General features: G+C 69.3%; 23 protein-coding genes and 3 pseudogenes. 9 read left to right on the forward strand and 17 right to left on the reverse strand.

Annotated elements, in window-relative coordinates; translation table 11 throughout:
- Positions 1-366: 366 nt before the first annotated feature.
- A complete protein-coding gene (locus J2S41_RS22505; protein WP_310370209.1) occupies positions 367-642 on the forward strand; it encodes a hypothetical protein in 276 nt (91 codons plus the stop codon).
- A gap of 23 nt (positions 643-665) precedes the next feature.
- Here J2S41_RS22505 and J2S41_RS22510 read toward each other — a convergent pair whose 3' ends face one another.
- The gene (locus J2S41_RS22510; protein WP_310370211.1) at positions 666-980 is read right to left on the reverse strand and encodes a spore germination YkwD domain-containing protein; all 315 of its coding nucleotides are present in this window, start codon (positions 978-980) and stop codon (positions 666-668) included.
- Between the two features lie 131 nt (positions 981-1,111).
- A complete protein-coding gene (locus J2S41_RS39900; protein ID WP_374728147.1) occupies positions 1,112-1,402 on the reverse strand; it encodes a FadR/GntR family transcriptional regulator in 291 nt (96 codons plus the stop codon).
- 147 nt (positions 1,403-1,549) lie between these two features.
- Between J2S41_RS39900 and J2S41_RS39905 the strand changes: the two genes are divergently transcribed.
- Positions 1,550-1,864 (forward strand): DUF6221 family protein, encoded by a 315-nt coding sequence (locus J2S41_RS39905; protein WP_374728263.1) that lies wholly within the window; start codon positions 1,550-1,552, stop codon positions 1,862-1,864.
- 66 nt (positions 1,865-1,930) lie between these two features.
- On the opposite strand, the gene J2S41_RS22515 is transcribed toward J2S41_RS39905, so the two are convergent.
- The 4 genes and pseudogenes from J2S41_RS22515 to J2S41_RS39910 form a co-directional block, all read right to left on the reverse strand.
- The gene (locus J2S41_RS22515) at positions 1,931-3,220 is read right to left on the reverse strand and encodes a competence protein CoiA family protein (RefSeq protein ID WP_310370212.1); all 1,290 of its coding nucleotides are present in this window, start codon (positions 3,218-3,220) and stop codon (positions 1,931-1,933) included.
- A gap of 142 nt (positions 3,221-3,362) precedes the next feature.
- Positions 3,363-3,494 carry a hypothetical protein gene (locus J2S41_RS22520; RefSeq protein ID WP_310370213.1) on the reverse strand — a complete coding sequence of 44 codons (132 nt, stop codon included), beginning with the start codon at positions 3,492-3,494 and terminating at the stop codon, positions 3,363-3,365.
- The gene (locus tag J2S41_RS22525) at positions 3,472-3,774 is read right to left on the reverse strand and encodes an NUDIX hydrolase (RefSeq protein WP_310370214.1); all 303 of its coding nucleotides are present in this window, start codon (positions 3,772-3,774) and stop codon (positions 3,472-3,474) included. The genes J2S41_RS22520 and J2S41_RS22525 overlap by 23 nt, the downstream gene beginning before the upstream one ends.
- A 276-nt stretch (positions 3,775-4,050) precedes the next feature.
- Positions 4,051-4,619 (reverse strand): annotated as a pseudogene (locus tag J2S41_RS39910) (transposase).
- A 26-nt stretch (positions 4,620-4,645) separates the two neighbouring features.
- On the opposite strand from J2S41_RS39910, the gene J2S41_RS22535 reads away from it, so the two are divergent.
- On the forward strand, positions 4,646-5,284 hold the full coding sequence (locus J2S41_RS22535) for a hypothetical protein (RefSeq protein WP_310370216.1): 639 nt from the start codon (positions 4,646-4,648) through the stop codon (positions 5,282-5,284).
- 321 nt (positions 5,285-5,605) lie between these two features.
- On the opposite strand, the gene J2S41_RS22540 is transcribed toward J2S41_RS22535, so the two are convergent.
- From J2S41_RS22540 to J2S41_RS22550, 3 genes are all read right to left on the reverse strand, one after another.
- Positions 5,606-5,731 carry a hypothetical protein gene (locus J2S41_RS22540; RefSeq protein ID WP_310370218.1) on the reverse strand — a complete coding sequence of 42 codons (126 nt, stop codon included), beginning with the start codon at positions 5,729-5,731 and terminating at the stop codon, positions 5,606-5,608.
- 341 nt (positions 5,732-6,072) lie between these two features.
- Entirely contained in the window at positions 6,073-6,588 is a 516-nt protein-coding gene (locus J2S41_RS22545) for a helix-turn-helix domain-containing protein (RefSeq protein ID WP_310370220.1), read from the reverse strand.
- Between the two features lie 1,331 nt (positions 6,589-7,919).
- On the reverse strand, positions 7,920-9,923 hold the full coding sequence (locus J2S41_RS22550) for a tetratricopeptide repeat protein (protein WP_310370223.1): 2,004 nt from the start codon (positions 9,921-9,923) through the stop codon (positions 7,920-7,922).
- Positions 9,924-10,335: 412 nt separating this feature from the next.
- Here J2S41_RS22550 and J2S41_RS22555 point away from each other — a divergent pair, with 412 nt between their 5' ends.
- Genes J2S41_RS22555 through J2S41_RS22565 form a run of 3 tightly spaced genes read left to right on the forward strand, consistent with a single transcriptional unit; the run spans position 10,336 to position 13,304 of the window.
- Positions 10,336-10,611: a CU044_2847 family protein gene (locus J2S41_RS22555; protein WP_310370225.1), complete on the forward strand. Its 276-nt coding sequence runs from the start codon at positions 10,336-10,338 to the stop codon at positions 10,609-10,611.
- Between the two features lie 6 nt (positions 10,612-10,617).
- Positions 10,618-12,600 (forward strand): trypsin-like serine peptidase, encoded by a 1,983-nt coding sequence (locus J2S41_RS22560; RefSeq protein WP_310370227.1) that lies wholly within the window; start codon positions 10,618-10,620, stop codon positions 12,598-12,600.
- The gene (locus J2S41_RS22565; protein ID WP_310370229.1) at positions 12,597-13,304 is read left to right on the forward strand and encodes a tetratricopeptide repeat protein; all 708 of its coding nucleotides are present in this window, start codon (positions 12,597-12,599) and stop codon (positions 13,302-13,304) included. Before J2S41_RS22560 ends, J2S41_RS22565 begins: the two co-directional genes overlap by 4 nt.
- Positions 13,305-13,400: 96 nt before the next feature.
- Here the strand turns inward: J2S41_RS22565 and J2S41_RS22570 are convergent.
- The 3 genes and pseudogenes from J2S41_RS22570 to J2S41_RS22575 form a co-directional block, all read right to left on the reverse strand.
- Positions 13,401-14,680, reverse strand: a pseudogene (locus tag J2S41_RS22570) (IS256 family transposase).
- 99 nt (positions 14,681-14,779) lie between these two features.
- Positions 14,780-15,187: a phosphotransferase gene (locus J2S41_RS39915; RefSeq protein WP_374728264.1), complete on the reverse strand. Its 408-nt coding sequence runs from the start codon at positions 15,185-15,187 to the stop codon at positions 14,780-14,782.
- Between the two features lie 483 nt (positions 15,188-15,670).
- On the reverse strand, positions 15,671-16,180 hold the full coding sequence (locus J2S41_RS22575) for a glycine-rich domain-containing protein (RefSeq protein ID WP_310370231.1): 510 nt from the start codon (positions 16,178-16,180) through the stop codon (positions 15,671-15,673).
- A gap of 318 nt (positions 16,181-16,498) precedes the next feature.
- Between J2S41_RS22575 and J2S41_RS22580 the strand changes: the two genes are divergently transcribed.
- Positions 16,499-17,095: a hypothetical protein gene (locus J2S41_RS22580; protein WP_310370233.1), complete on the forward strand. Its 597-nt coding sequence runs from the start codon at positions 16,499-16,501 to the stop codon at positions 17,093-17,095.
- 876 nt (positions 17,096-17,971) lie between these two features.
- Here J2S41_RS22580 and J2S41_RS22585 read toward each other — a convergent pair.
- Positions 17,972-18,571: an MFS transporter gene (locus tag J2S41_RS22585; RefSeq protein WP_310370235.1), complete on the reverse strand. Its 600-nt coding sequence runs from the start codon at positions 18,569-18,571 to the stop codon at positions 17,972-17,974.
- Positions 18,572-18,790: 219 nt separating this feature from the next.
- Between J2S41_RS22585 and J2S41_RS22590 the strand changes: the two genes are divergently transcribed.
- Together J2S41_RS22590 and J2S41_RS22595 are read left to right on the forward strand one after the other, a co-directional pair.
- Positions 18,791-20,101 carry an extracellular catalytic domain type 1 short-chain-length polyhydroxyalkanoate depolymerase gene (locus tag J2S41_RS22590; protein ID WP_310370237.1) on the forward strand — a complete coding sequence of 437 codons (1,311 nt, stop codon included), beginning with the start codon at positions 18,791-18,793 and terminating at the stop codon, positions 20,099-20,101.
- A 278-nt stretch (positions 20,102-20,379) separates the two neighbouring features.
- A pseudogene (locus tag J2S41_RS22595) lies at positions 20,380-20,559 on the forward strand (IS5 family transposase); the annotation flags it as partial.
- A gap of 93 nt (positions 20,560-20,652) precedes the next feature.
- Here the strand turns inward: J2S41_RS22595 and J2S41_RS22600 are convergent.
- Genes J2S41_RS22600 through J2S41_RS22615 form a run of 4 tightly spaced genes read right to left on the reverse strand, consistent with a single transcriptional unit; the run spans position 20,653 to position 24,828 of the window.
- Complete coding sequence (locus J2S41_RS22600; protein ID WP_310370239.1) at positions 20,653-21,768, reverse strand: tetratricopeptide repeat protein; 1,116 nt, start codon at positions 21,766-21,768, stop codon at positions 20,653-20,655.
- Positions 21,769-21,782: 14 nt separating this feature from the next.
- The gene (locus tag J2S41_RS22605) at positions 21,783-22,202 is read right to left on the reverse strand and encodes a tetratricopeptide repeat protein (RefSeq protein WP_310370241.1); all 420 of its coding nucleotides are present in this window, start codon (positions 22,200-22,202) and stop codon (positions 21,783-21,785) included.
- A complete protein-coding gene (locus J2S41_RS22610; RefSeq protein ID WP_310370243.1) occupies positions 22,199-24,451 on the reverse strand; it encodes a CHAT domain-containing protein in 2,253 nt (750 codons plus the stop codon). The genes J2S41_RS22605 and J2S41_RS22610 overlap by 4 nt, the downstream gene beginning before the upstream one ends.
- A gap of 44 nt (positions 24,452-24,495) precedes the next feature.
- A complete protein-coding gene (locus J2S41_RS22615; RefSeq protein ID WP_310370245.1) occupies positions 24,496-24,828 on the reverse strand; it encodes a hypothetical protein in 333 nt (110 codons plus the stop codon).
- Positions 24,829-24,842: the final 14 nt, after the last annotated feature.

Below are 24,842 nucleotides of genomic sequence, written 5' to 3' on the forward strand. Positions count from 1 at the left end.
GATGGCGTGGCGCGCTACACACGACGGCGTACAGCGTCGCCGGGCCACCGCCGTACCGGCTCCAATCGCATGTGACCTGGAGGTTCCCGATGGCGTCACCGGCACCGCCGCAGATCCACCCGGCGCCGATCCGCCCGCCATCACCCTCGACGGTATCGGTGGCGCTCCCACCGTCAGCACCACCGGCGGGCATCTGCTCTACGCCGCCGCGTCGCGCGACGACACCAGCAACGCAGGCGCTGTGGCCGTCACCAGCCACCTCGGGGGTGTCCGCGGCCGCGAACTCCAGCCCGCGCCAGCCGGCCCGCGACGGCGTCACCGGCAACGCCACGCGCGGCGTAGCCGCCGTCCCGCAGGACCCGACCGATGAGCATCGCCGAGCACCGCCGCCTGCGGATCCTGCGTGATATCCGCGACGGGCACATCACCGTGACCGCGCGCGTCGCCTGGTTCGACCCCGACACCGGCACCCTGCTCGACGAGCCCGTCGTGTACGACATCGGCGCCGACCGCGCCGTGGGCCTCGCACCCGGCTGGTGGGACGCCCTGATCGCTGACGGGCTCCTGGAACTACAGGCCCACACCACCCGGTACACGCTGACCGCTACGGCCACAGCCCTCCTCACGGACGCCGCGCTATAACCGGCGTCGCCCGCTGCGGAGCGTTAGACGGCGCGCGACGTCCAGGGAAGCTCGTGGCCGGCGGCAAGGTCGGCGCTGTGCAAGACCACCTTGAGCACGTAGTCGCTATGCCCGTGCGCCTGCTCCTGGATCTGCCGGATCAGGTCCTCGGTGACCGGCGCGAGGCCGGCCTGCGCCCGGTGCCGGTTCACCCGCGCCAGGAGCATCGCCCGCTCGGCGGCGAGCGCCTCGTCCAGCGGCAGACCGGCCGTGTCACGAACCAGCTCGCGCAGCCGCCGCTCAAGGTCGGCCCTGATCGCCCGCTCACGCTCAACCGTTGCATAGGCGTTCGTCGTCATACCCGCCAGTGTGCCCGACACCTACGGCCGCACATCCCCGCGGCAAGCGACCAGACCCGCAGACCGCCAGCACCCACCCCACGACTCGACCGCCGCTCTGAAAGCCATGGTCCACGCGATCGCAATGCCGATCATCGCCGGCAGCCAGGCACGGCCCCGCTCGGCGGGCAGCAGCACGCACAACCGCAGGTACAACGGGACACCGGCCGCGCAGCGGCCACCCACCGGCCCCTGCCCTGCTGGCACACGATCTCCCCGCTGGTCTCCATCACCCTGACCGCCTCACGAAGCGATCCCAGCCCGACACCGAGTGAAGTCGCGATCTCCCGGCCCGGCGGTAACCGGTCTCCCGGAGCGAACCGTCCCTCGGCGATCCACCGGCGAATCTGCGTGATCACCACATCCGGCTGCGTCGCTGCCATTCGCTCACGATATCGCACCCTATCGTCATAGTCGATTATGCATTCGGCCGCCAAGCATCCAATGGGTACGCCGGTGATAGGGCGGCCACGCCACCATGAGCAGCATGCCCCTCGCCATAGTGGATCCGCTGGCAGCTCGAGCGCGCAATCGCGCGTTCGGTGGGTGCCGCAGCGGTGATCGCTGCCGTGAGCGCCACGGTGGTAGCGATCGCGCCCCGCTGGTGGGCTACTACCCGCCGGCCCGCCACACCTGCCGAGGCACACACAGCCCGTTGGACTCCGGACCACACCCTCCAACTCAACGCTGCTCTCCGGCGGATCCTGCAGCGCAGCGAGTTCACCGACGAGGTCAAAGACTTCGAGGCAGGCTACGACCAGGCACTCGCTGACGTTATCCGCGACCTCGCGTCCGCCTGGTCCCACCGGCCCGGATATCGCCCGGAATGGGCACCACAAAGGTGACCGGCTCCCACAGAAGTCGCACACGCGTGCGCTGAGCCCGCATCGATCAGCGCGCGAGACCTGCCGTCATATCGATGGGTCGCAGACAATCACGATCCGTTGGCCGGCACGGCACCGGCGAGCGATGGCCCGCTGCTCTTTATCGGAGGCGACATACACCGTCATCGACGACAGCCGGGCGGCGATCTCCGCGGTGATCCGTGACGCCACCGGGCAGATCACGGCCAGCACCCGCCCGTTGAAGATCAGCGAGACGCCCATCGCGTGGTCGATGTCGCCCTCACACGCCCACGGCACCATGCCGGATTGTGCCGCGACCAGACGCGTCACGAGCGGTGTGAGCTCCTGCTGACGTGCGCGCAGCGCCGCGCGGTTCGCTTCGTGCCGCTGCACGTCCTGCCCCCTGCCACCATCCGGCCGCCCCTGGGGCTTCGGTGGGACCTGCCGCTGCGGCGCCTCCGGCACGGGTGGGGTCGCTGGTGCAGCGTGCGGCTGCGCCGCGGTGCCCCACCGTTGGCGACGGCGGGTACGTAGTTCCGCCGCCGGCGCATCGGCTGCCGCCTGCGCCCGGCGGACGACGTCCTGACGCTCCAGATCAGCGCGGTGTGCCCACCACTTCTCCACGGTGGCAGGTGACCGTTGACGGGCGGTCTGCTTTCCGCCGGCCTTCGGTACGGCGAGTGTGGCGTGGACGAGGTCGTCCCGGCAGATCAACGCCACGAACGTCTCCAACGGCAGCGCAACCGCTTCCCACACCCTGTGGCCCGGGCACGGCAGCACTGCTGGCACGTCACGGTATCGCCGGCAGCGGCCCGGCGGGCAGTACCCGACGTCGAGCCGGGCGACCGGGCCCGTGACCTCGATCCGGGTCTGGTCGACGTCTACCACGACCGAGGGCGCGTCGTCGCGGACCGGGCGGTCGCGCACCCACACCACCTCAACGTCGTCCTCGGCGTACCGGGCCGTACGGGCTCGGGTGTCGTCGTGATGCTGGTACGCCAGCTGCGCCTCCCACGCCACCCGACGGCGGCTGTCCGGCGCACTGGCGAGCACGTCCGCACGCCAGCGCGCGCCCGGCCCGGTCGCCTCGAGGACGGCGTGCCAGCCCGCCCTCCGCACCGCCGCGGCAAGTGCCGACTTCAGCAGCCGATGATCCGGTGTCTCCCCGGTGAGCGGGCAGTCGGCGCACGCGGTGTCGTGGGCGAAGAACCGCAGCCCACGTGAGGAGATCTTCGCGTGCATCACCCCGCCGCAGGCGTCGCAGTGCAACGGCACCCGCGGCCGCACCCGGTAGATACGCTGCCACGGCACACCGATACCAAGATCCGCCGCTGTCGCGTCGAGCAGCCCACCCACACCCCGCGCCACCATAGGCATACTTCGATGGTGACGTGTGGTGTCCCGGATACACCAGACAGGGGCTCATCTGAGGCACACCACCGTTACCCGGCCAGCAGACGGTCCCGGCCGACGGTCGCAGCCTGGAACAGGCGGAAGGCTACAGCGCGAGGTTTCCCGCGCGGTGCTCGCGCAAGAAGTTGAGGGTGTTCGCCGACAGCTGTCGTTCCATCCCGGCCAGATCCGGCAGCGCGAAGTACAGGCAGTCGTCATGGGTCTGCGGTTCTCTCACCGACGGCGTCCCGGCCACGACCGCTGCCAGAAACCAGGTGTACCTCATGGGTGCGGGAGTCCTCCTCGAACGACTTCTCGCCCAGCCGGCGCACGATCACGACGTCGACGCCGACCTCCTCGCGCACCTCCCGGACCGCCGCCGCCCGCGCATCCTCCCCTGCGTCGATCTTCCCGCCGGGGATCTCCCACTGCACCCGCCCCGCGGTACGGCGATGCAGCAGCAGGATCCGTCCGCCCGCATCCGTGATCACACACCCTGCCAGCACCAGCCGATTCACCAATGCCCCTTCCCGTATTCCGTCCGAGGATCAGACGCCCAGGACGCCACCTTGCCCGCGACCCCGCCGTAAGGCGGGGCGCCACTGCGTGACAGCTCCGGACAGCACCGCCGACCGAGCCCTGATCGGCTCGCAGATCCCGGCCGGGCTCCGCCCGGTGCCAAGAAATGTGATGGGCGGTTGCGAGGGCGGTAGCCGGGCGCCGTTCCCACGTTAGAGCTCGACGGCTCGGGATTGACTCAGGCGTTTCCAGCCACCGTCCACGCACCCGCCACCTCATCCAGGCGCCGGGCCGGGAAACGCGCGGTCTTCGTCGTAGAACTCGCCGCGGGCCAGGCAGTGATGCAGCCCGGACAGCAGCCGCCCGCCGAGGTGACGTAACGCCCCGGCGTGCGTGGCGCCGGCCTCACGACGGCGGTCGTAGAGGGCACGGGCCCCGGGCGAGCGGGTCAGCGCCGAGAACGCCCACTGGTAGCAGACGTGCTTGAGGCGACGGTTGCAGATCCTGCGGTGGGTGACCAGGCTGCTGGCCCCGCTGGCCCACGTCAACGGCGCGAGCCCGCATAGGCCCGCAGCCCTTTCGCGGACGCGAACCGGGCCGGGTCGTCACCGATCTCCGCGAGCAGCCGCGCACCGGTCAGCAAGCCGCACCCAGGAAACGACAGATAGACCGCAGCGTGCGCATGAGCGTCGAACGCCTCGGTCAGCGACGTGCCGAGGTCATCAGCGCTGGCACAGGCGTGGTCGAACGTACGAAGCCGTCTGGGAACGCCACCCCGACGACACCGCCCGCTGGGCCGCCATCCACGGCGTCCTGCGCGCCGCCGACGCCGCCGTCGCACCACCCGCCGCGCCCGCCGTCGCGCCGCCCGTGCCGGAGTGGACCGACGCGGCCCGGGCCCGGCTCGCGCTCGCGGCCGCGGCCGCCGACCTCGCCGACACCGCCGCCGCCCTGGTCAGCACCGCGCACGAGGACGAGCACGCGTCCGCGCTGGAGCACTTGACCCGGATCGAGGAGATCGCCGGCGCGGTCGCCGAGGTGCGCAAGCTCGCCGTCATCCACGCGCGCGAACGGGCCATGCCGTGGGAGCGCATCGGCGACGCGCTCGGCGTCACCCGGCAGACCGCGCACGCCCGGTTCGGCGCCGTCGTCGACGAGTGGCACGACGTGCTCTACGACCCCGACAAGCACGGCTGGGCCTGGATGCCCGAAGGCGCGTACGACCCGGCCGCGACCGCGGCCACCCTCGACCGCTGGCTGGCCCGCCGCCACCACGGCGACGGACCGGCACCCACGGTCAGCGCCGGCCTGCCCACCTACGACCCGATGACCCGCGCCCGCGAAACCCTCGCCCGCGCGAACTGGCTCACCCGCCGCATCGGCGCCGGCACCGAGGTCAGCCCGGCCGCCAAGGCCGAGCACCACCGCCGCAAGGACGCCGCGCTGACCGCGATCGCCGACGACCCGACCACCCCGCCCGCACCGCAGGACGACCAGCCGACGGGCTGAGCCTGGACCCGGCCCGCGCTCGGCGGCAGCCGGTCCGCCCTCGATGACGTGCACCTGCCCGCTGGCCTTCTTCACGCGCCCGGCGGGCCGGTGCCGGCCGCCTCGCCGTCCACGGCGTCGATGCGGTCAGCAGGGGATCGGGTTCGGCTTGGAAAGTGTCGTACCTGGTGCGTACCGTACGACATGTCGAGTTACCCCGACGTGGACAATGCCGCTCCCACCAGGGGCGGGATTGAGATGGGACCTCGCCGCCCAGTTCTGCAGCCGAACGGCGAGGGACCCTTGTTTGGATTGATTCCGAGGTTGTGGCTTCCGCCTTGGTTAGGCGGGGCCGCAGCCCTGGAGCACGACCGCCAGGTCTGACCCGGCGCTGACGACGGCGGCCGCCGTGGCGAGCACGACGACGATCCAGTCCCAGCGGTGGGGCCGATCGGGCTGAGCGGGCATCCTTTTTCTCACCTCCTCCTTCCGTAGAGCTCTGCCGGAAGGAAGGGCGAGAACAGCTTGACACACGGGTATGACGGCTTCGGCCCTCGCTTGCCGCCAACGTGGCAAGCGGAGACGCCGACCATGCAAACCGCCAGAAGTGCCTGACCACCCTGCCAAGCGCAGCCTGAGCACGGATTTTGATACGAATCGCCGGTCAACGCGTCAGCATCTCGCCCACCAATATGGCGCGTAGCGCGGCGTAGGGGTCTTTCGCGCCGGTGGATTACTTCATATTCCTGACCCCGCCCCTGGTGGATAAGGCCGGGCAGTGCACGGTTGTCATCCGGCGCCTGGAGCAGTCATCGCGAGGACGCACGCCATCTGCCCGGCCGCGCGCGAGAGGTGCCGGTCGTCGGGCTGGGCGATGAGCAGGTGCTGCAGGATGACCAGATCGGTTTGCAGGCGCCGCAGCAGCTCGCCGAAGCCGACGAGGTAGAAGTCGGTGGCGTACTCCTCGCGATGCCCTGCCAGTGGTCGGTGTCGGCGTCGGTCGCGTGGCTCAGGCCCTGCCGCAGCGCCTCCAGCGTGATCATCGGTGACATCGTGCCGCTGACGGCCAGGCCGGTCAGCGTGCCCAGCAGCGCGCGCCGCCGCTGGTCGGCCTCCTGCCCGCCGTGGTACAGGGCGACCAGCTCGCCGCCGGCGTCCAGGGCGGTGTCGCACACCGCGGCGAACTCCGCCGAGCCCGTCCGCTCGCCCCGCTCCACCTGTCCGATGTAGCCCCAGTCGTAGCCGGTGCGGTCGGCCAGCGCGCGCAGGCTGCGGTAGGCCGACTGCGTGCGGCGTCGCCGCAGCGCCTCTCCGAAGGTCTCCACGGGCCTCTCCCTGCGAGCACGGCGAGGGAGTGTGAGCCCACGTGGGCTCCACTGCTCACCCCTGTTGATCGCTGTCCGTGCCTGGGACGCTACGGGCCATCAGGCGAGACCGTCCAGATCCCCCCACGGATGGGTCGCGCGATCCGAGCCGGCTGCGGCGGCAACTGGGACGCCCTTTTGCCGCCGCGGCCCGCAAGGGGACACGACGAAGGAGACCCCGCCCCATGCGCGCAACGCAGCAACCGCGGCGCGAGGGCCCCGACGAGGCACGCACCCTCGCCTGCAGCCTCGACCGCCTCTACCCCGAGCACTGGGCCGGGCCGAACCAACCCGGCTGCAAAGGCTGGCTGACGGCATCCGCGGGCACACCCGCACGTCACTGCACCTGCCAGTGCCACGCGGACGGCAAACGCACAGCTCAACCGCCGCCACCCGTGCCGCTGAAGCGTCGCTGAGCCCAGCGGCCGGGCGCCGTCGCGCCGCGCGCCGCGCGTCCGCGGCCGGCCAGAAAGGGCTGCTGCTGGAGCGGGCCGTCGCGTAGCGCCGCACCGGCTAGGACGGCCCTTGGGCACCGCGACCCCGCACCGGCCCCAGCGCGCGTTCGTCCGCGGCCGGTCTCGCCGGTCGTGCGCTGGCACCGTGCCCTGATCGGCGGTTCATATGGCGCACCGTCGGCCCGGTCCGGCTCCTGCCCTCGGGTGACGCGTACGGGAGCAGAGATCTCGCGCTCAGTCCCGAGCCCTGGGATCGCCGTGACGTCCTGCGGACCCCTGACCGCGGCATCCAGGGCTTCCGGAGCCGATCACCGTTCGGCGGCCTTGCCCGCCTCGGGGAACGCTGGCCGGTGTACCGCCGCCGGTACGCCCGGTCCTGATGACGTCGTCCGGTCGGGGCGGGCCAGACCGGAGGGCGGCGATGCGCGCGGCGCGGGCGGCCAAGCCGTCGAAGACGTCTTCTGCGGGCACCGGCATGAGGGCCGATAGGGCGCCGGTCACGTCCGGCAGGTGACTGGCTCGGGCGGGAATCCAGCGTGATCGGCCGTAGAACAGCAGGTGGCGCGGTGCGCTGTCGAGGGAGGCGTGGGTGATGAATAGGCCGTTGCTTCCCAGTAGCGTCGGCAGCGCGTGGTGCATCGCCCAGGCGAGCGCGGGCAGTTCAGCGCGCAGGCGCGCGAGATCTGCGCGCCGCTGCTGGTCATCGCCGGAAACGGGCGGGGGAAGGTCGCGGACCCGGATGTTGGTAGGGAATGTGTCACCAGATCCAAACGGCGGTGATCACATCTGCTCGACGTGATCGGCGCGATCTCCTCGAGTGGGGTTGAAGGCTGGTGGTCAGGGGTTGGCCCGGTGGATGACTGCGGTGCCTTTGGCGGTCAGGATGCCGGCGTGTTGCAGGGGGGTCAGGATGGTGATGATCTCGGTCATTACCGAGGTGCGGGCGGTGCCCTCGAGTGTGTCGGCCAGTGCTGCGAGGGTCACGCTCAGCTCTTCGGCGAGGTCGACGCGGGCTGGTTCCTGGTGTAGCAGCGTCCGGCGGGTGTGCGCGGCGCGGCGCAGGAGCGTTCTGGCCTCCTCCATCCGGCCTGCCCTGACGGCCAGGTCACCCAGCCGCTCGTAGGAGATGGACAGGTCGCGGGCGTAGCCGGTGTTGTCCGGCTCGGCGGCGGCCAGCCGCTCGCGGATGGTCAGGGCCTGCTGGTACAGGCCGGCGGCCCGCTCACCCTGCCCCACCGCCACGGCCAGGTCACCCAGCCGCTCGTAGGAGACGGACAGGTCGCGGGCGTGGCCGGCGTTGTCCGGCTCGGCGGCGGCCAACTGCTCGGCGATGGTCAGGGCCTGCTGGTACAGGCCGGCGGCCCGCTCACCCTGTCCCACCACCACAGCCAGGTCACCCAGCTTGTTGTAGGAGACGGCCAGGTCGCGGGCGTGGCCGGTGTTGTCCGGCTCGACCGCGGCCAGCCGCTCGCGGATGGTCAGGGACTGCTGGTACAGGCCGGCGGCCCGCTCACCCTGCCCCACCGCCCGCGCCAGGTCACCCAGCCGCTCGTAGGAGACGGACAGGTCGCGGGCGTAGCCGGTGTTGTCCGGCTCGACCGCGGCCAGCCGCTCGCGGATGGTCAGGGCCTGCTGGTACAGGCCGGCGGCCCGCTCACCCTGCCCCACCACCACAGCCAAATCACCCAGCTTGTTGTAGGAGACGGCCAGGTCCCGGGCGTAGCCGGTGTTGTCCGGCTCGACCACGGCCAACCGCTCGACGATGGTCAAGGCCTGCTGGTACAGGCCGGCGGCCCGCTCACCCTGCCCCACCGCCCGCGCCAGGTCACCCAGCCGCTCGTAGGAGACGGCCAGGCCCCGGGCGTAGCCGGTGTTGTCCGGCTCGGCGGCGGCCAACTGCTCGCGGATGGTCAGGGCCTGCTGGTACAGGCCGGCGGCCCGCTCACCCTGCCCCACCGCCCGCGCCAGGTCACCCAGCCGGTTGTAGGAGACGGACAGGTCCCGGGCGTAGCCGGTGTTGTCCGGCTCGGCGGCGGCCAGCCGCTCGCGGATGGTCAGGGCCTGCTGGTACAGGCCGGCGGCCCGCTCACCCTGCCCCACCGCCACGGCCAAATCACCCAGCTTGTTGTAGGAGACGGACAGGTCGCGGGCGTAGCCGGTGTTGTCCGGCTCGACCACGGCCAACTGCTCGCGGATGGTCAGGGCCTGCTGGTACAGGCCGGCGACCCGCTCACCCTGCCCCACCGCCACGGCCAGGTCACCCAGCCGCTCGTAGGAGACGGACAGGTCGCGGGCGTGGCCGGTGTTGTCCGGCTCGACCACGGCCAACTGCTCGCGGATGGTCAGGGCCTGCTGGTACAGGCCGGCGGCCCGCTCACCCTGCCCCACCGCCCGCGCCAGGTCACCCAGCCGCTCGTAGGAGACGGCCAGGCCCCGGGCGTAGCCGGTGTTGTCCGGCTCGGCGGCGGCCAACCGCTCGCGGATGGTCAAGGCCTGCTGGTACAGGCCGGCGGCCCGCTCACCCTGCCCCACCGCCCGCGCCAGGTCACCCAGCCGGTCGTAGGAGACGGACAGGTCCCGGGCGTAGCCGGTGTTGCCTGGCTCGGTGACGTGTCTGCGCTGGTCGATGAGGAATGCGGTGATGAAGATGGTTTGGGCGTCGGCGGCGCGGCCATGGTCGCGGGCGAAGATTCCGAGGGTGTCCGCAGCTTGGCTGAGCTGGTGTTGGACGGTGGGTGGGAGCGCGGCGACGCGGGTGTCGGTCAGCAGCGCGGCGTGAGCACGGCACAACGCATCCAGCAGACCGGCGCGGTGGACGGTGCCGGATCGGGCTGGCGTCATCGGCCGGGCTCCCCGGATAAGGACTGATCAAGCCGAGTTGCTTCGGCTAGTTCGGACAGAGTACGTGACGGTGGTGGTCGAGGGGTGTGCTACCGCAGGGGGATTCCGTCGTCCGATCGGCTGGGTGCCGCGCTGTTCGTCGTCTCGCACCGGTACGGGTGTCCATGGTGTGCTGTGGGGCACGGTGGTTGATGCTGCTTATGACGTTGACCTCTGGTGGTGTCGGCTTGCCGACTGGGCGACGGCTTTGCCTCGCGGAGGTGGGAGCGGGAGGCTATCGGGGCGCTGCTGAATGTGGTGGCGCGGTGACGTATCCGCTTCGGGGCGGGAAGGGGCAGTCGGGGTGAGTCAGCCGGGGCCGGTGCGGGCCAAGCATGTGGAACGAGTGCGGACCGGAGGGGCAGAGTTCTTTGTGGAACTCGCGGACGGCGGCGGGCCACAGACGGTCGGAGCGGACCGGTCGTTGTCCTTCGACGGTGTCCGGGACACGGTGCGGGCGGTGGCGGAACAATTGGGCGAGGTGTGGGAGGCGGTCCGCCCGGCAGAGGCAAGTGTGGAGTTCGGTCTGTCGTTGACGGCGAAGTCGGGGAAGCTGACCGGTCTGCTGGTCGCCGCCGACGGCGCGGCGAGTTTGAAGGTGACGTTGGTCTGGAAGAAACCGGGCACGGAACCGGACGGCCGGGAGTGAGCGGCGGTGCGCACGCGGATTGATGCGCGCCAGCTGCGCCGTCATGTGGTGCGGATCGACCGGGTCGACGGCACCGGCGTGTGCGGTACCGGATTCTTCGTTGCTCCTGGGTGGGTGTTGACCGCCGCGCACGTGGTCTATGACGACGACAGCGGGGCCCCGCTGTCGCAGGTGATGGTGGTGCCTGCCGATCCGGCGGTGGGTGAGCAGGGCGTGCGGGCGGAGGTCGCGTCGCGGTCAGTGCCGCCTGTCGCGCCCGGTGGATTGTGGCCGTTTCCAGATCTGGCGCTGCTGCAACTGCAGCCGGACGCCGAGTGGGTGGCGATCCATCCGTGCGTATGGCTGGTGGGTGAAGACCCGCTCGGCGAGACGTGTCACGCGTTCGGTTTTCCGCCCCGGGATGAGGGGATACCGCCGGGGGCACCGGCGTCGTTCGTGTTCGAGGGTGTAACCGGTGACGGTTTCCTGCAGTTGAAGGCGGGGCAAGCGGCGCCAGGGCTGTCCGGGGCTCCGCTGGTATGCCCGGCCCGGCGAGCGGTTGTCGGCGTGGTGACCGCGACCCGGGATCGGTACACCGACCTGGGCGGATGGGCCGCTCCCGTGGCCGCGCTGCTACCGGACCAGACCGGTGGATTGCCGGGAGCCGCGTCCGGGGTGTCGGACGATCTGGCCACGCTGGGCGGGAAGATCGCGGCGGCGGGCCAGGCCGCGGTGCTGGCCGCCCGGTCGCTCTGGCATGCGGTGCTGCCCGTTGACGGTGCCGAGCGGCTGGTGGACCAGCCGTGGATCGAGGCGCAGGTGACCCCCGGTGTCGGACAACCCTCGACGATGCTGCGCCCGGAGTTCGCGGTCGTGGACTACCTGTTCCGCGGCGACGCCCTCGACGTCGTCGCCGCCTGGTGTGAGCAACCGGAGCGGTTGTCGGTTCGCTACATCGACGCTGCAGGCGGTGCCGGCAAGACCCGCTTCGCGATCGAGGCCTGCCGGGCGCAACGGGCGCATGGCTGGGTGGCGGGCCTGCTCCCCGCCACCGGCGGACACCTCGAGGATCTACCGCTACCGCGGCTACTGGTGGTCGACTACGTCGAGGAACGCGACGCGGAAGCCCTCGCCGCCACATTGACCGCATTGAGCCGCCCGGAGTCGGCGTCGGCACTGGCGCCGGTCCGGGTACTACTCCTCAGCCGCCCGGCCGCCGGGACGGCGGCCGGGCATACCTGGGACCCATTGCGGGCGGTCGCTGCTGGCGCCACCCTGATGGCGCTGGACGCCGCCACCGACACCCCCACCGCAGTGACCGGGCTTACCAGCCCGCAACGACACGACCTATTCACCGCAGGCCTGACAGCGTTCGGCCAGACCTGGCACGGCCCCGGCTGGACCGCCCCGCAGCCGACGGTACAGCTGACAGGCCCGCACTACGACCGGCCGCTGGACGTGCTGCTGGAGGCGTTCGACGCGGCCCTGTCCGGCCCGCACTGGAAGCCTGACTCCCGCCCACCGGTGGACCGCGCCCTGGACCACGAGGCCCGACGGTGGACAGCCCGCCTCCCCGACCTCGACCCGGACCTGCTCCGCCTGTGCGTAGCCCTGGCCACCCTGGCCGGCGCCCGCGACGACACCGAAGCCCACACCCTGCTGGACCTGATCCCCGACCTCACCGATCCACAGATCCGCAGCCGGGTCGACCAGTGGCTACATCACCTGTATCCCGGACCCGACCGGTGGAACCCGCTGCGCCCCGACCGACTCGGCGAAGCCCTCATCGCCCACGTCCTGACCAACCAACCCGACGGCGGACTGACCCTACTTCACCAGGTCCTGGACCTGCCCTCCGACGCCCAGGTAGTACGGGCCCTCGACGTCCTGGTCCGCCTAGCCACCCACCACAGCGTCGTCGACACCGCCGCCACCGCGTTCGCTAACCGCTACACCCGCCTCACCGCGCGTCTGCTTGGTCAGTCCTCATCGGGGGAGCCCGGCCGATGACGCCAGCCCGATCCGGCACCGTCCACCGCGCCGGTCTGCTGGATGCGTTGTGCCGCGCTCACGCCGCGCTGCTGACCGACACCCGCGTCGCCGCGCTCCCACCCACCGTCCAACACCAGCTCAGCCAAGCTGCGGACACCCTCGGAATCTTCGCCCGCGACCATGGCCGCGCCGCCGACGCCCAAACCATCTTCATCACCGCATTCCTCATCGACCAGCGCAGACACGTCACCGAGCCAGGCAACACCGGCTACGCCCGGGACCTGTCCGTCTCCTACGACCGGCTGGGTGACCTGGCGCGGGCGGTGGGACAGGGTGAGCGGGCCGCCGGCCTGTACCAGCAGGCCCTGACCATCCGCGAGCGGCTGGCCGCCGCCGAGCCGGACAACACCGGCCACGCCCGCGACCTGTCCATCTCCTACGAGCGGCTGGGTGACCTGGCCGTCAGGGCAGGCCGGATGGAGGAGGCCAGAACGCTCCTGCGCCGCGCCGCGCACACCCGCCGGACGCTGCTACACCAGGAACCAGCCCGCGTCGACCTCGCCGAAGAGCTGAGCGTGACCCTCGCAGCACTGGCCGACACACTCGAGGGCACCGCCCGCACCTCGGTAATGACCGAGATCATCACCATCCTGACCCCCCTGCAACACGCCGGCATCCTGACCGCCAAAGGCACCGCAGTCATCCACCGGGCCAACCCCTGACCACCAGCCTTCAACCCCACCCGAGGAGATCGCGCCGATCACGTCGAGCAGATGTGATCACGGGTCCGTACCTAGATCGGTGTTTCCGGCTCTTGGTTAGTAGGTTTCGGCGGCCGGCCAGCGGTCACCGAAGGTGATGGCGAAGGCGTTCAGCACGGGCTTCCAGCGCATCGTCCATCGGGCGCGGCCGGTCCCTGTGGGTCCAGGCTGCGGGTCACAAGATACAGGCACTTCAGCGCGGCCTGCTCGCTCGGGAAATGTCCTCGAGCGCGTACGGCCCTGCGATAGCGGGCGTTCAACGACTCGATCGCGTTCGTGGAACAGATCACTTTCCTGATCTCGACGTCGTAGTCAAGGAACGGGATGAACTCGTTCCATGCGTTACGCCATAGCCGGATCATCGCCCGGTATTTCGTGCCCCATTTCTCTTCCAGGTCGTCTAGGGCGGCAGCCGCGGCGTCCGCGTTGACGGCGGTGTAGATCGGCCGGATATCACGCTTGATCGCGTCCGCGTCGGCCCGGGACGTCAGCCGGAACGTATTCCTGATCAAGTGGATGATGCATGTTTGGACGATGGCGTGCGGCCAGACCGCTTCGACGCTGTCGGGCAGCCCTTTCAACCCGTCGCAGACGACGAAGAACACATCGGCCACGCCGCGGTTCTTCAGATCGATCAGGACGCTGAGCCAGAATTTGGCGCCCTCGCCGCTGGTGCCGGCCCACAGGCCCAGGACGTCCTTGCGGCCGTCCACGGTGACGCCGATGGCGGCGTAGATGGGCCGGTTCGCGACCTGGCCGTCCCGAACCTTGATCACGATGGCGTCGACGAACACGGCCGCGTACACGCGGTCCAGGGGCCGCGATGACCATTCCGTCATCTCCGCGACGACTTTGTCGGTGATCCGCGAAACGGTCTCTTTCGACACCGACGCGCCATAGATCTCCGCGAAATGCGCGGAAATCTCCCCGGTCGTCATTCCTTTCGCATACAACGACAGCACGATCTCGTCGACCTCAGTCAACCGCCGTTGCCGCTTCTTCACGATCTGCGGCTCGAACGTGCCCTCCCGATCCCGGGGGACCTCGATTCGCACCTCGCCGACAGCGTCCGAGAGGACCGTCTTGCCGCGGCTGCCATTCCGCACATTCGTCGACTCACGTCCCGGCTCGGCCTGGTTCTTCTCGTGGCCGAGATGCTCGGTCATCTCCTCGTTCAGCGCGGTCTCAAGCACATTCCTGGTGAACAGCTTCAGCAACCCGTTCGGACCGGTCAGCTCCAACCCGCGGGCCTTGGCCTCGGCCACCATCGCCGCCGCGGCGGCCTGCTCCGGCGACAGCTGCTGCCCGTCACTATCGATCTTCTTCCGTGGACTCACAACGTTCGATGTCATCACGCACAGTGCCCATCCCGCCAGGTCTTCAGCCCGGCGTGTCGGGCCGGAAACACCGCTCCTGGCACAGTCCCTCCGGCGATGTCAGCCGACTGCTCGATGTGCCGACCACGCCTCGGCGGCCTCCGCTAGCGGAAGATGATGCGGGGCTGCGATGGTTTGATGCCATCCGCGCCAGAGGTCAGCCGCGGCGGCGGCGAAGCAGTCCAGTGCGTACGGTGTGGCGCCCTGCCAGGCCTCGGCCACGCTAACAACATCCTCGGCCGCGGCTGGGGTGTGGCCGGCGCGGATGAGCCTGATGATGAGTAGTGCGTACGGGATCCAGGGTGCGCCGATGCACGGGTTGGTCCAGTCGATGACCCAGGCGTGCCCGTCGTGGACGAGTAGGTTTCGTGGGGTCAGGTCGGTGTGGATGAGGGTGTCGCCGGTGACGGCGTCTGGTGGGATCCGGTCGGCCCATCTGCGCGAGAATGGCAGCTTCCGCGGGTGCAGGTGTCAACGCGTGGGTGAGGTCGTCGAGGGCCACGAGGACCGGCGCGATGTCGGGCGAGGCGGGGCTGAGGTCGGCGTGCCGGCCGGGGGCGTAGCGGTATCCGTGTAGCAGCCAACCCTCCGACGCGACCTCCCACCGCAGCCGCGGCACTCTGCCGGCCGGAAGCAGCGTGTTGAGTGCGGCCTCTCGGCGGTGCCCGCGTACCGCGTGCGGGTTGGCCGTACGCGTGTCGATGCCCTTGACGAAGATCCGCTCGTGCGCGGTGGTCAGGACCGTGGCGATATCGGCTACGGAGCCCGCCGCCAGATCCTCGACCGTGCGGATGTCCCCGGTTTCGCGCTGCACGGCAGCACGTACTCGTGGGGGAAGGTCGGACCACTGGCGGCGGGGCACTCTTTGATTCTCCTGCACGCTGGCGTAACCGGGCTTCGCCGAGCATAGGACGTGCCCCGTCGGACGGCGGGCTGCCGTCTCGTGTCTGGTCAGCGCGTGGGACGGTCGGTGCACCCCGAGTGGCATTGGGTGCAGTCGGCGGTGCCGCCGCTGGTCCACAACGGCAGGTCAAGCCGGTAGCCCGCGGTCACGATTGCGGCCGTCGCAGCGGTCAGCGGCAGGCCGTTGCCGGTATCGCTCGGGTCGTCGGGGAGGTGGTGGATGAAGCGTCCAGCGATGCGCTGGCAGAGGCCGGCGTACGCCGCGGTGTCCAGGATGAGGGTGTGCCAGCCGATGTCGACGAGCCGGGACGGGCCGATCGGTGTCGTCGTCACGGCGCAGGCGCCGAGGAATGCCAGGGCCTGATCGAGGATCCGGGCCGGCATGTCATCGGTGAGGTCGGGATGGTCCGCGGCGATGCGGGCCGTCAGGACGGTGAACAGTGCGGGATCGATCAGGTTCCGGCCGGACCGGGCGGCCGGGTCGGGTGATTCGTCCGGCCAGCACGCGGCGTCCGCGGTGACGGTGCCGTGGCCGATGAGAGTGACCGTGGGGTTCACGGGGTCCTCCGTTCTGCGGTGTGGTTGTTCTCAGCATCCGGCCGTCGGTGCCGGGCGGGAACGGACCGGTGTAGCACCTCCGTGGCACCTTCGGTGCCACGCTCGTCGATACGTGGTCCGATGGTGTGGTCTGGAAAAGGGGGCGGACCGGGATGATCGCGGTGGACCGCTGGACCGGTGCCCACGCGCAGGCGCTGCGGTACGCGCTGCGGATGAGCGTGCGTGCCTACGCTGCCTACCTCGGCGTCGCGGTCCGTACCGTGTCGAAGTGGGAGAGGCTCGGCCCGCGCACCTATCCGCGGGGCGTTTCCCCAGGAGGTGCTCGATGTCGCGTTGGCCCGCTGTGATGACGACACGCGCGCCAGGTTCGCCCTCGCCCTCGCCGCGCGCACGGCGGCACCGCAGGTGTCCACACCATCCGGGGACCTGGATCATGAGAGCTGGGTCGACGACATCGAGCGGGCGGCCGCGGCGCTGGCGGGGCAAAGTTTCGCGTTCGCCTCGGCGCTGCTGCAGCGCTGGACCGCCGTGACGGATCCGCACCGGCTCGGCGAGCGTGGCCACTACCTGTACGCGCGCAGCACGACACTGCTCGGCGACCTTCGCCGTGACCAGGGCATGATCAGCGGGCTGTTGTCAGCCGTGCACTCCTACACCATCGCGCGATCTGTCTACCAGCATTTCGCCGGGTGGTGCCCAGCGTGCTCTATCCCGTACACAGATCATGGCGGCGACCCTCAATACGTGCGACAGGCACCCGGCGTGCTCGCCTCGATCTCCCCGACCTTGGCACAGGCTCGCGTCGAAGAATCATCTGAGCGGTCTCGCGCAGCCTTGAACGCACACATTGAGATTCCTGCGCCCCACCATGACACAAAAGCTGACCAAAATCGATCTTTCTATTTTGCTCGATGAGATTTCGTGCATAGCCCGCATCATTGCATTCAGTTACGATGAGGTCAGCGAGGGGAGTACCCCGAGAAGAGTCTCACCGGTCAGTTCGGGAAGCCTTGGTTCCCCCGGTGGACCACCGCTAGCAGTCCCCCTGTGGGCCTGTGCGTAGCAGGTGGGGGAGACCTCGCGAAGACTTCATCATGGTTTTCGCCGGCCGAGAACCCCAAATACCATGGAGAGGGCCTACATAGGCCCATCTGAGCCCATGTCCGAGGCGCCGGGTCTCAGCTTGCCAGTGATGGTGCACTGGTCGAGCTGAGCGCTGCGCGTCGCAGCCCGACCAGCGCCTCGACGTGAGGTGTAGGTACTGTGGATCTCTCAGACTGGGTCGGCATCACCGCATCCGCCTTGGCAGCACTGGCTGCCATAGCCCAGACAGTGAACACTATTCTGGAGCGCCGATCTCGGCGCGCGAAGCAGCACAAGATCGGTACTAAAGACGTCGATCTTGCTAGCGACTCCTCCAGCCTGATCGACCCCCACGAGGAGCCTAGAAGGTAGATCTTGAATTCCGGGCAGCGCTGCATCTAGCCCGATAGTCGCAGATCCGTTCAAGGGCACAGAGGAGCTGCACCGGCGGGCGGATCGATACGATCGCAAGGCACTCAAGGATGATCCCGACATCCGCGACACCCGCACCCAGCACCTTACGGAAGGAGATAAGCAAAGCTCGCCAGGCGATACGGGCGCGATAGCGTCGGCCCGTATCGCCCGCAGCACGCGTGCCGTCCATCTACCTCGGCACTGGTGATGCAGTACGGCTTCCAGCGTCCCGGGCTCGACTCCACCGGACCGACACGGAGACAAGAACCGCACCCAGCGTGGATAGCAGGCCCATCATGGCGAGCGCATGGGTGAGACCGAGTGGTTGCCATAGTGCCGAGCAGAGGGCCGAGCCAGCCGCACCGCCGCCGAAGAAGGCAAGGTTCCCGATCCCGATCGCACTTCCGCGGAGCCGCGGTGCGCGTCGGCTGACGAGCCCGGTGTAGACGGTCTGGGTGGTGCTGAACGCACCGAACGCGACCGCGACGGTAGCGACCAGGAGCGCGGGATGCGGCACGACCGCGGCGCTGGCCAGGAATCCCCGAACATCACGGCGACGATCGTGAGGACGCGCACGGCGCCGAGCGACGGAACATACCGGGAGGCGATACGGGCGAGCACGACGGCACCGGCAGCGCCGGGGAGCAGGACCATGCCGACCTCGATGGTGCTGTATTGGTGCTGCCGGTAGAGCACGTGCGGTACCGCGTACAGGGCGGCGAACATCCCGCCGTACACCCCAGCGCCGACAGCAGCCATGGCCCGCAACTGGGTGTCGCCGAGAACGATGTGCAGTACACCGCCGCGCGGGCTGCGATGGCGGCGCACCGTGACGATCGCCGCCACCACCGTCGCGGCCAGGACTCCCGCCACGACGACGGCGGGGAGCCGCAACCATTACTCTGACCAGCGCGTGTTCTGACGATCAAGCCTGTCGCACTGCTTGCGAACAGGGCCACCCGCCAGGCCAAGGACCTCTTCGCGGCCCGTGGGTAGCACCAGCCGACCATCAAGTAGATAATGGTCGATACTCCTGGGCCGGGAGCGGTGGACGCCGGGCAAGCCTCCGCTGGAGTTCTAAGTTACCCGCGACTCTCGCGCGAAGGACTTCTTATGAGAACTCGATTGCTCGCCATCGCCTCTGTAGTACTGGTCGCGGTCGTGACCGCGCTCGGACTGCCCACACCGGCGGCAGCGGCCGCACTGACCGAGGTGACCTCCTTCGGGTCAAATCCATCAAATCTACGCATGTATCTATACGTGCCCGACAAGCTGGCGGCCAAGCCGGGACTGCTGGTAGCGGTGCACTACTGCACCGGAACGGGGCCGGCGTTCTACAACGGCAGCCAGTTCGACGAGCTGGCCAACCAGCACGGCTACATCGTCATCTACCCCTCGGTGACCCGAAGCAGCCAGTGCTTCGACGTCGCCTCACCGGCAGCACTGCGCCGAGAAGGCGGCAGCGACCCTGTCGGCATCAAATCGATGATCGACTACGTACGTGCCCGCTACCCAGTCGACGCAGACAAGATCGTAGCGACCGGCGTCTCCAGCGGCGGGATGATGACGAACGTTTTGCTCGGCGTCTATCCGGACGTGTTCAGCGCGGGGTCGGCCTTCGCGGGCGTGCCGTTCGGGTGCTTCGCCACCACCAACGGCTCGGAGTGGAACAGCGACTGCGCCAACGGGCTGATCACCAAGACTCCACAGCAGTGGGGCGACCTGGTGCGCAACGCGTACCCGGGATACTCCGGGCGCAGACCGCGCATGCAGACCTGGCACGGCACCAACGACGAAACACTGAAATATCCGAACTTCGGCGAACAGATCAAGCAGTGGACCAATGTGCACGGCCTGGCGCAGACGCCGTCATACACGGACACGCCGCAGTCCGGCTACACCCGCACCCGCTACGGCGCGACCGGCGACCAGGCCCCGGTCGAAGGCATCAGCATGGCCGGCGTCTCACACAACCTGCCGGTCAACGCAGCCGCAGCCATCCACTTCCTCGGCCTCGACACCACCACACCGACCTCCCCCAGCCCGACACCGACGACGCCGGGCCCCACACCCACCACCCCCCAACCGACCACACCGGCACCGGCCGGGGCCTGCCAGATCAGTTACACGATCAACTCATGGAACACCGGGTTCACCGCGTCCGTCGCGATCACCAACACCGGCACGGCAACCGTCAACGGCTGGACGCTCGCGTTCACCCTGCCCAGCGGCCAGACCGTGACCAACTCCTGGAACGCCACGATCAACCCGTCCAGCGGCGCGCTGACCGCCCGCAACGTGCCCTACAACGGCACGCTCGGCGCCGGAGCCACCCAGACCTTCGGCTTCCAGGCCACCCACACCGGCACCGCCACCAAACCGACCGCGTTCAGCCTCAACGGCAGCATCTGCACAATCGCCTGACTCCCTGTGCGACCGCCGGACCTTCCCGGCGGCCGCACAGTGCACATTCCGCCCAAACCAGCAGACGCACGAGCGACAGACCCGTCGCCTCTCCAGCGCTGGGCATGACGACGACCTTGCCGACCGCGAGCGCTAATCCATCATCCGCAGCAACAACTGACGGCATGTTGCATCTCGCAGCCACGCGGGCTGAATTCCCCGACAACCACACTGCACCCAACGAACTCCTCATCCGCACCTCGGGCAACCCCGACCCGCTGAACGACATGGAACCGGCAGTGGACCGCTCCACGACCGGCAAAGACGCCGGGGGAAGCCAGGCCGTAAGCGAGGGCTGGCCGTCGACGCTCTTCAATTGACTATCGGTGGTGGTGCCCGCGGCGTCGGTCACCACCACCGTGATCGATGTCCACCTGCTCGACAAGGTCGTCGAGCACACCCCGACCGTTACCCCGGCGTGAGTGGACACGGGGTTCAAGCACGACCTGGGCATCCACGGCGCCCTCCGTGAAGGTCACACCCGGGACGCTCCTCCGGTCGCGTCGAGGTGCTCAGGTCTCGGTGTGGGTCTGTGTCATCTGCCGGCGTATCTGCTCCAGCATCGCAGTGTCGTCGGCCAGATCCGGGTGCTCGACCTGCCGGTCCAACTCCACGACCAGCTCGAGTTCGGCGATCGCCGCCGCCAGATCACCATCAGCCCGCAAGACCATCGCCACGTTGTACCGGGTCACCGCCTCACCGGCCCGGTCCCCGACCTCCCGCGTAATCGGCAGCGCCTGCTCGTAGAAGGCCAGCGCCTCCCGCCGGTCGCCGAGACCGGCATACACCTGGCCGATGTTGTTGAGAGTGGTCGCTTCGCCGGCCCGATCCCCGACCTCCTGCGCAATCGTCAGCGCCTGCTCGCAGAAGGCCAGCGCCTCCCGCCGGTCGCCGAGACCGGCACACACCGAGCCGATGTTGTTGAGAGTGGCCGCTTCGCCGGCCCGATCCCCAACCTCCTGCTTGATCGTCAGCGCCTGCTCGTAGAAGGCCAGCGCCTGCCGACGGTCGCCGAGCCCCTCATACACCAAGCCGATGTTGTTGAGAGTGGCCGCTTCGCTGGCCCGATCCCCGACCTCCTGCATGATCGTCAGCGCCTGCTCGTAGAGGGCCAGCGCCTGCCGACGATCGCCGAGACCGGCATACACGTGACCGATGTTGTTCAGAGTGGTCGCTTCGCCGGCCCGATCCCCAACCTCCTGCGCAATCGTCAGCGCCTGCTCGTAGAAGGCCAGCGCCTGCCGACGATCGCCGAGACCGGCATACACCTGGCCGATGTTGTTCAGAGTGGTCGCTTCGCCGGCCCGATCCCCAACCTCCTGCGCAATCGTCAGCGCCTGCTCGTAGAAGGCCAGCGCCTGCCGACGATCGCCGAGCCGGGCACACACCGAGCCGATGTTGTTGAGAGTGGTCGCTTCGCCGGCCCGGTCCCCGACCTCCTGCATGATCGTCAGCGCCTGCTCGTAAAAGGCCAGCGCCTGCTGCGGGTCGCCGAGCCCGGAATACACGTGACCGATGTTGTTCAGAGTGGTCGCCTCACCGGCCTGGTCCCCGACCTCCCGCCTGATCGTCAGCGCCTGCTCGTAAAAGGCCAGCGCCTGTCGACGGTCGCCGAGGCCGTCATACACGTGACCGATGTTGTTCAAAGTGGTTGCCTCACCGGCCCGGTCCCCGACCTCCCGCTGATCGTCAGCGCCCGCTCGTAGAAGGCCAGCGCCTGCCGACGATCGCCGAGCCCGTCATACACCTCGCCGATATTGGATAGGGCGGCAGCTTCGCCGACCCGGTCTTTGGTCTGCCGGTGCAGGGCCAGGGCCTGTTCGTAGTCGGCCAGCGCCAACTGCGGGCGCCCGGTCGAGGAGTACGCCCAGCCTCGCTGGTAGAACGCGTTCGCGTCCGGGCCCAGGGTCAGCGTGGCGGTGGCGATGGCCTCTACCTGCGCGAACCGGGACCAGCCCAGCAGGACCCAGCCCAGTCCTCGCCCGACATCCTGCGCGATCGGTATCTGACGACCGGCAACAGCGAGGCGATGGACCTCGGTGGCGTGGGTGGTGGTGATCATGTGCCGGGTTCGGGGTCGGTGATCCAGAGGGGGTAGAGGGATTGGGCGGCGGCGGCGCAGGCGTGGGTGTGTTCGTCGTCGGTGAGGGGGAGCAGAGGGCGTAGCAGGTTGGTGACGTAGTAGCGGTGGTCGCCGGTGGTGGGGTCGGTGCCTTCCTCGATGAGGCCGAGTTGCACGGCGCGGGTGAGGTGTGGTCCGGTGTCGGCCGATGGGCTCAGGGCCTGGTGGATGGCGTGGACGGTTTCGGCCGGGACGGGCAGTTCGATGACGCTGACGGCGGAGAGCATGCGGCGCAGTTCGGGGTCCTGGGTGGACAGCAGTTTCTCGGCGAGGATGTCCTCGCGGAATCGGTCGGTGGTGTTCTCGATCGCGGTGAGCAGGGCGTTGATGTCGAGGGTGGTGTCGGCGACGATCAGGTCGAGCCAGTCCAGCAGGCGGGGGTTACCGTCTGCGGCGGTGATGGCGCGCTGCCGCATGGCGTAGTCGAGGTGGGAGCTGGGGCGCAGGTTGGCGAGGTTGCTGATCTTCTTGTCTTGTTCGACGCTGGTGAGGGTTTCCAGCGACTCGACGCTGATATGGGTACCTGGCGGGGTGGGGAAGCGGTAGCGGCTGGTGATGATGACCCGGCTGCGGCTGCCGGTCGCGTTGATGGCGGTGAGCAGGGCGGGCAGGATACCGGCGATGTCCGGGGCCAGGACGTGGCTACCGTCGCGCTGGTCGAGGTTGCCGTTCTCGAAGTCGTCGAAGACGAACAGGCACGGCGTCTGCCCCAGCGGGCCGTCGGGGTCCAGTAGGTACTGCAGCCGGGAGGCCAGCGGGATTCCCTCGTTGTCGAGGATCTTTCCGGCCTCGATCTGACGGTCCATGTCCGGGAATCGGATCTTGGTGGTGAGTTCGCGCAGTTTGATCGCGTCGACGCGGCCGACCCAGACGGCGCGTTGGTGGGTGGGCATGCGTTCCAGCAGCCGCGAGGCCAGGCTGCTCTTGCCGAGCCCGCCCATGCCGTGCAGGACCAGCGCCTGCGCCGCCGTACCGGTACCGGTGGGCTGGTTGAGGGTGCGCAAGCAGCGCTGGATGACCCGCCTGCGGCCGACGAAGGTCGCGCGGGACGCGACCCGTGAGGTTCCGGTCTGTGGGTCCAGGAACACCTGATCCGCGGCGCGAACCCGGATCGATTCCCGGCCGGGGGTGTTGCGGGGGGTGACGATGGCGGCCAGCGGGGAGCGGTCGGTGTAGACGCGCAGCAGATGCCAGTGCGGGCTGTTCTCGGCATACAGGTGTCTGCGCGCGTCGAGCAGGGCCCGGTCCAAGCGGCCACCATCAGCCAGGGCCCCGTAGAGGGTCGCGGCGCAGCCCGTGGCCGCGGTGTCGAAGACCGGTAGCGCCCAGCCCAGCACGGTGGGGGCACCAGAACGGATCAGGCTCTCACTCATCGACGGCACCTCCCCGCCGTCGGAACTGCCGGCGGTCCAGCAGCCGGACACGAACACCAGCTTCGGCCAGTTGCCGTCCAGAGCCTGGGCGATCTGGTCGGCGCTGGCGGTCACCTTCGCGCCGAGTTCGTTCTCCACCAGGAACGCCGGCCCATCAGTGGTGAGGGTGGCGTGGCCGCTGAGGTGCAGCACGTCGAAGTAGCCGTCACCGTAGTCGCGCATCACCGCACGCAGCCCGTCGAGGGTCCCGCTCTCCTCCACCACCAGCTCGGTGCCGGTACGCGTGGTCGCGGCCAGGATCGCGGACTCCTCGGCCTCGAAATTCAGCACCGGCTCCACCCCTTCCGGGGAGGTGGCCATAAACAGCACTCGTAACGGCCGATTCCCGGCCGCGACATCGGCCGGCAGCCCGGCGTGCCCACCGACGACCCTTACCGGCAGTACCGGCGCCCGGCCGGCCACCGCCAGATATCCGTCACCGGTCGCGAGCAGCTCCCACGGCAGATGCCGCAACCGCGCATCCCCCGTCGTGACCCGCAACACGGTTCCCGCCGGATGCTGCGATAACGGGGCCAGCCACCGCTGATCACCGTCGAGGAAATCGAACAGGCGGACGCCGAGCGCTTTCAACTGGGGAGAGGCGAACACCTGCTGCGCGATCGCGCCCTGCCGGTAGTCGCGATCGAAGAGCTCGGCCAGCGCCTGCGCGGCGGCCGCGTCCATACCCCGTGTCACCGGTGGCCCGTCACCATCGGACAGCCGCAACTCGCGATAGGTAGAGGTCTGCTCGAAGATCTCCACGTCGACGATCTTCATCTGATTCACCACGGCCGGGCCCACCTGAATCCGCCTGCCCGCCGTCAGCGCCGGTTCAGAGCCCGCTGGACGATGCCGTCCAGTTCGGCCCGCTCGACACCGGACACCTCGACACGGGTACCGTCGGCCAGCACCACCGTCACCACCACCTCGGCCTGCTTCGGCCGCTGCTCGTGCCACCAGTCCCAGATCGTCTTGGCCGTGTCGACCCCGGCGAACACCAACGCGATCACCGCGACCGTCAACCCGGCATCCCGCTCGACCTGCACCGGCGACACACTCTCCCCCGGCCCTTTGCCCTTCTCCAGCACCGCCTGCAACTCACCAGCCCACGACTGCGCGAGCGCACCCGACACCGTCACCGTCGCTGACATCATCACCATCACCCTGC

Origin of the sequence: Catenuloplanes atrovinosus (assembly GCF_031458235.1) — a bacterium.
Lineage (GTDB): Bacteria > Actinomycetota > Actinomycetes > Mycobacteriales > Micromonosporaceae > Catenuloplanes > Catenuloplanes atrovinosus.

Coding starts and splice junctions, on each gene's coding strand:
- J2S41_RS22505 (WP_310370209.1), top strand. CDS start 367: ATGAGCATCGCCGAGCACCGCCGCCTGCGGATCCTGCGTGATATCCGC.
- J2S41_RS22510 (WP_310370211.1), bottom strand. CDS start 980: ATGACGACGAACGCCTATGCAACGGTTGAGCGTGAGCGGGCGATCAGG.
- J2S41_RS39900 (WP_374728147.1), bottom strand. CDS start 1,402: ATGGCAGCGACGCAGCCGGATGTGGTGATCACGCAGATTCGCCGGTGG.
- J2S41_RS22540 (WP_310370218.1), bottom strand. CDS start 5,731: ATGCCCGCTCAGCCCGATCGGCCCCACCGCTGGGACTGGATCGTCGTC.
- J2S41_RS22550 (WP_310370223.1), bottom strand. CDS start 9,923: ATGACGCCAGCCCGATCCGGCACCGTCCACCGCGCCGGTCTGCTGGAT.
- J2S41_RS22565 (WP_310370229.1), top strand. CDS start 12,597: ATGACGCCAGCCCGATCCGGCACCGTCCACCGCGCCGGTCTGCTGGAT.
- J2S41_RS22590 (WP_310370237.1), top strand. CDS start 18,791: ATGAGAACTCGATTGCTCGCCATCGCCTCTGTAGTACTGGTCGCGGTC.
- J2S41_RS22605 (WP_310370241.1), bottom strand. CDS start 22,202: ATGATCACCACCACCCACGCCACCGAGGTCCATCGCCTCGCTGTTGCC.
- J2S41_RS22610 (WP_310370243.1), bottom strand. CDS start 24,451: ATGAAGATCGTCGACGTGGAGATCTTCGAGCAGACCTCTACCTATCGC.
- J2S41_RS22615 (WP_310370245.1), bottom strand. CDS start 24,828: ATGATGTCAGCGACGGTGACGGTGTCGGGTGCGCTCGCGCAGTCGTGG.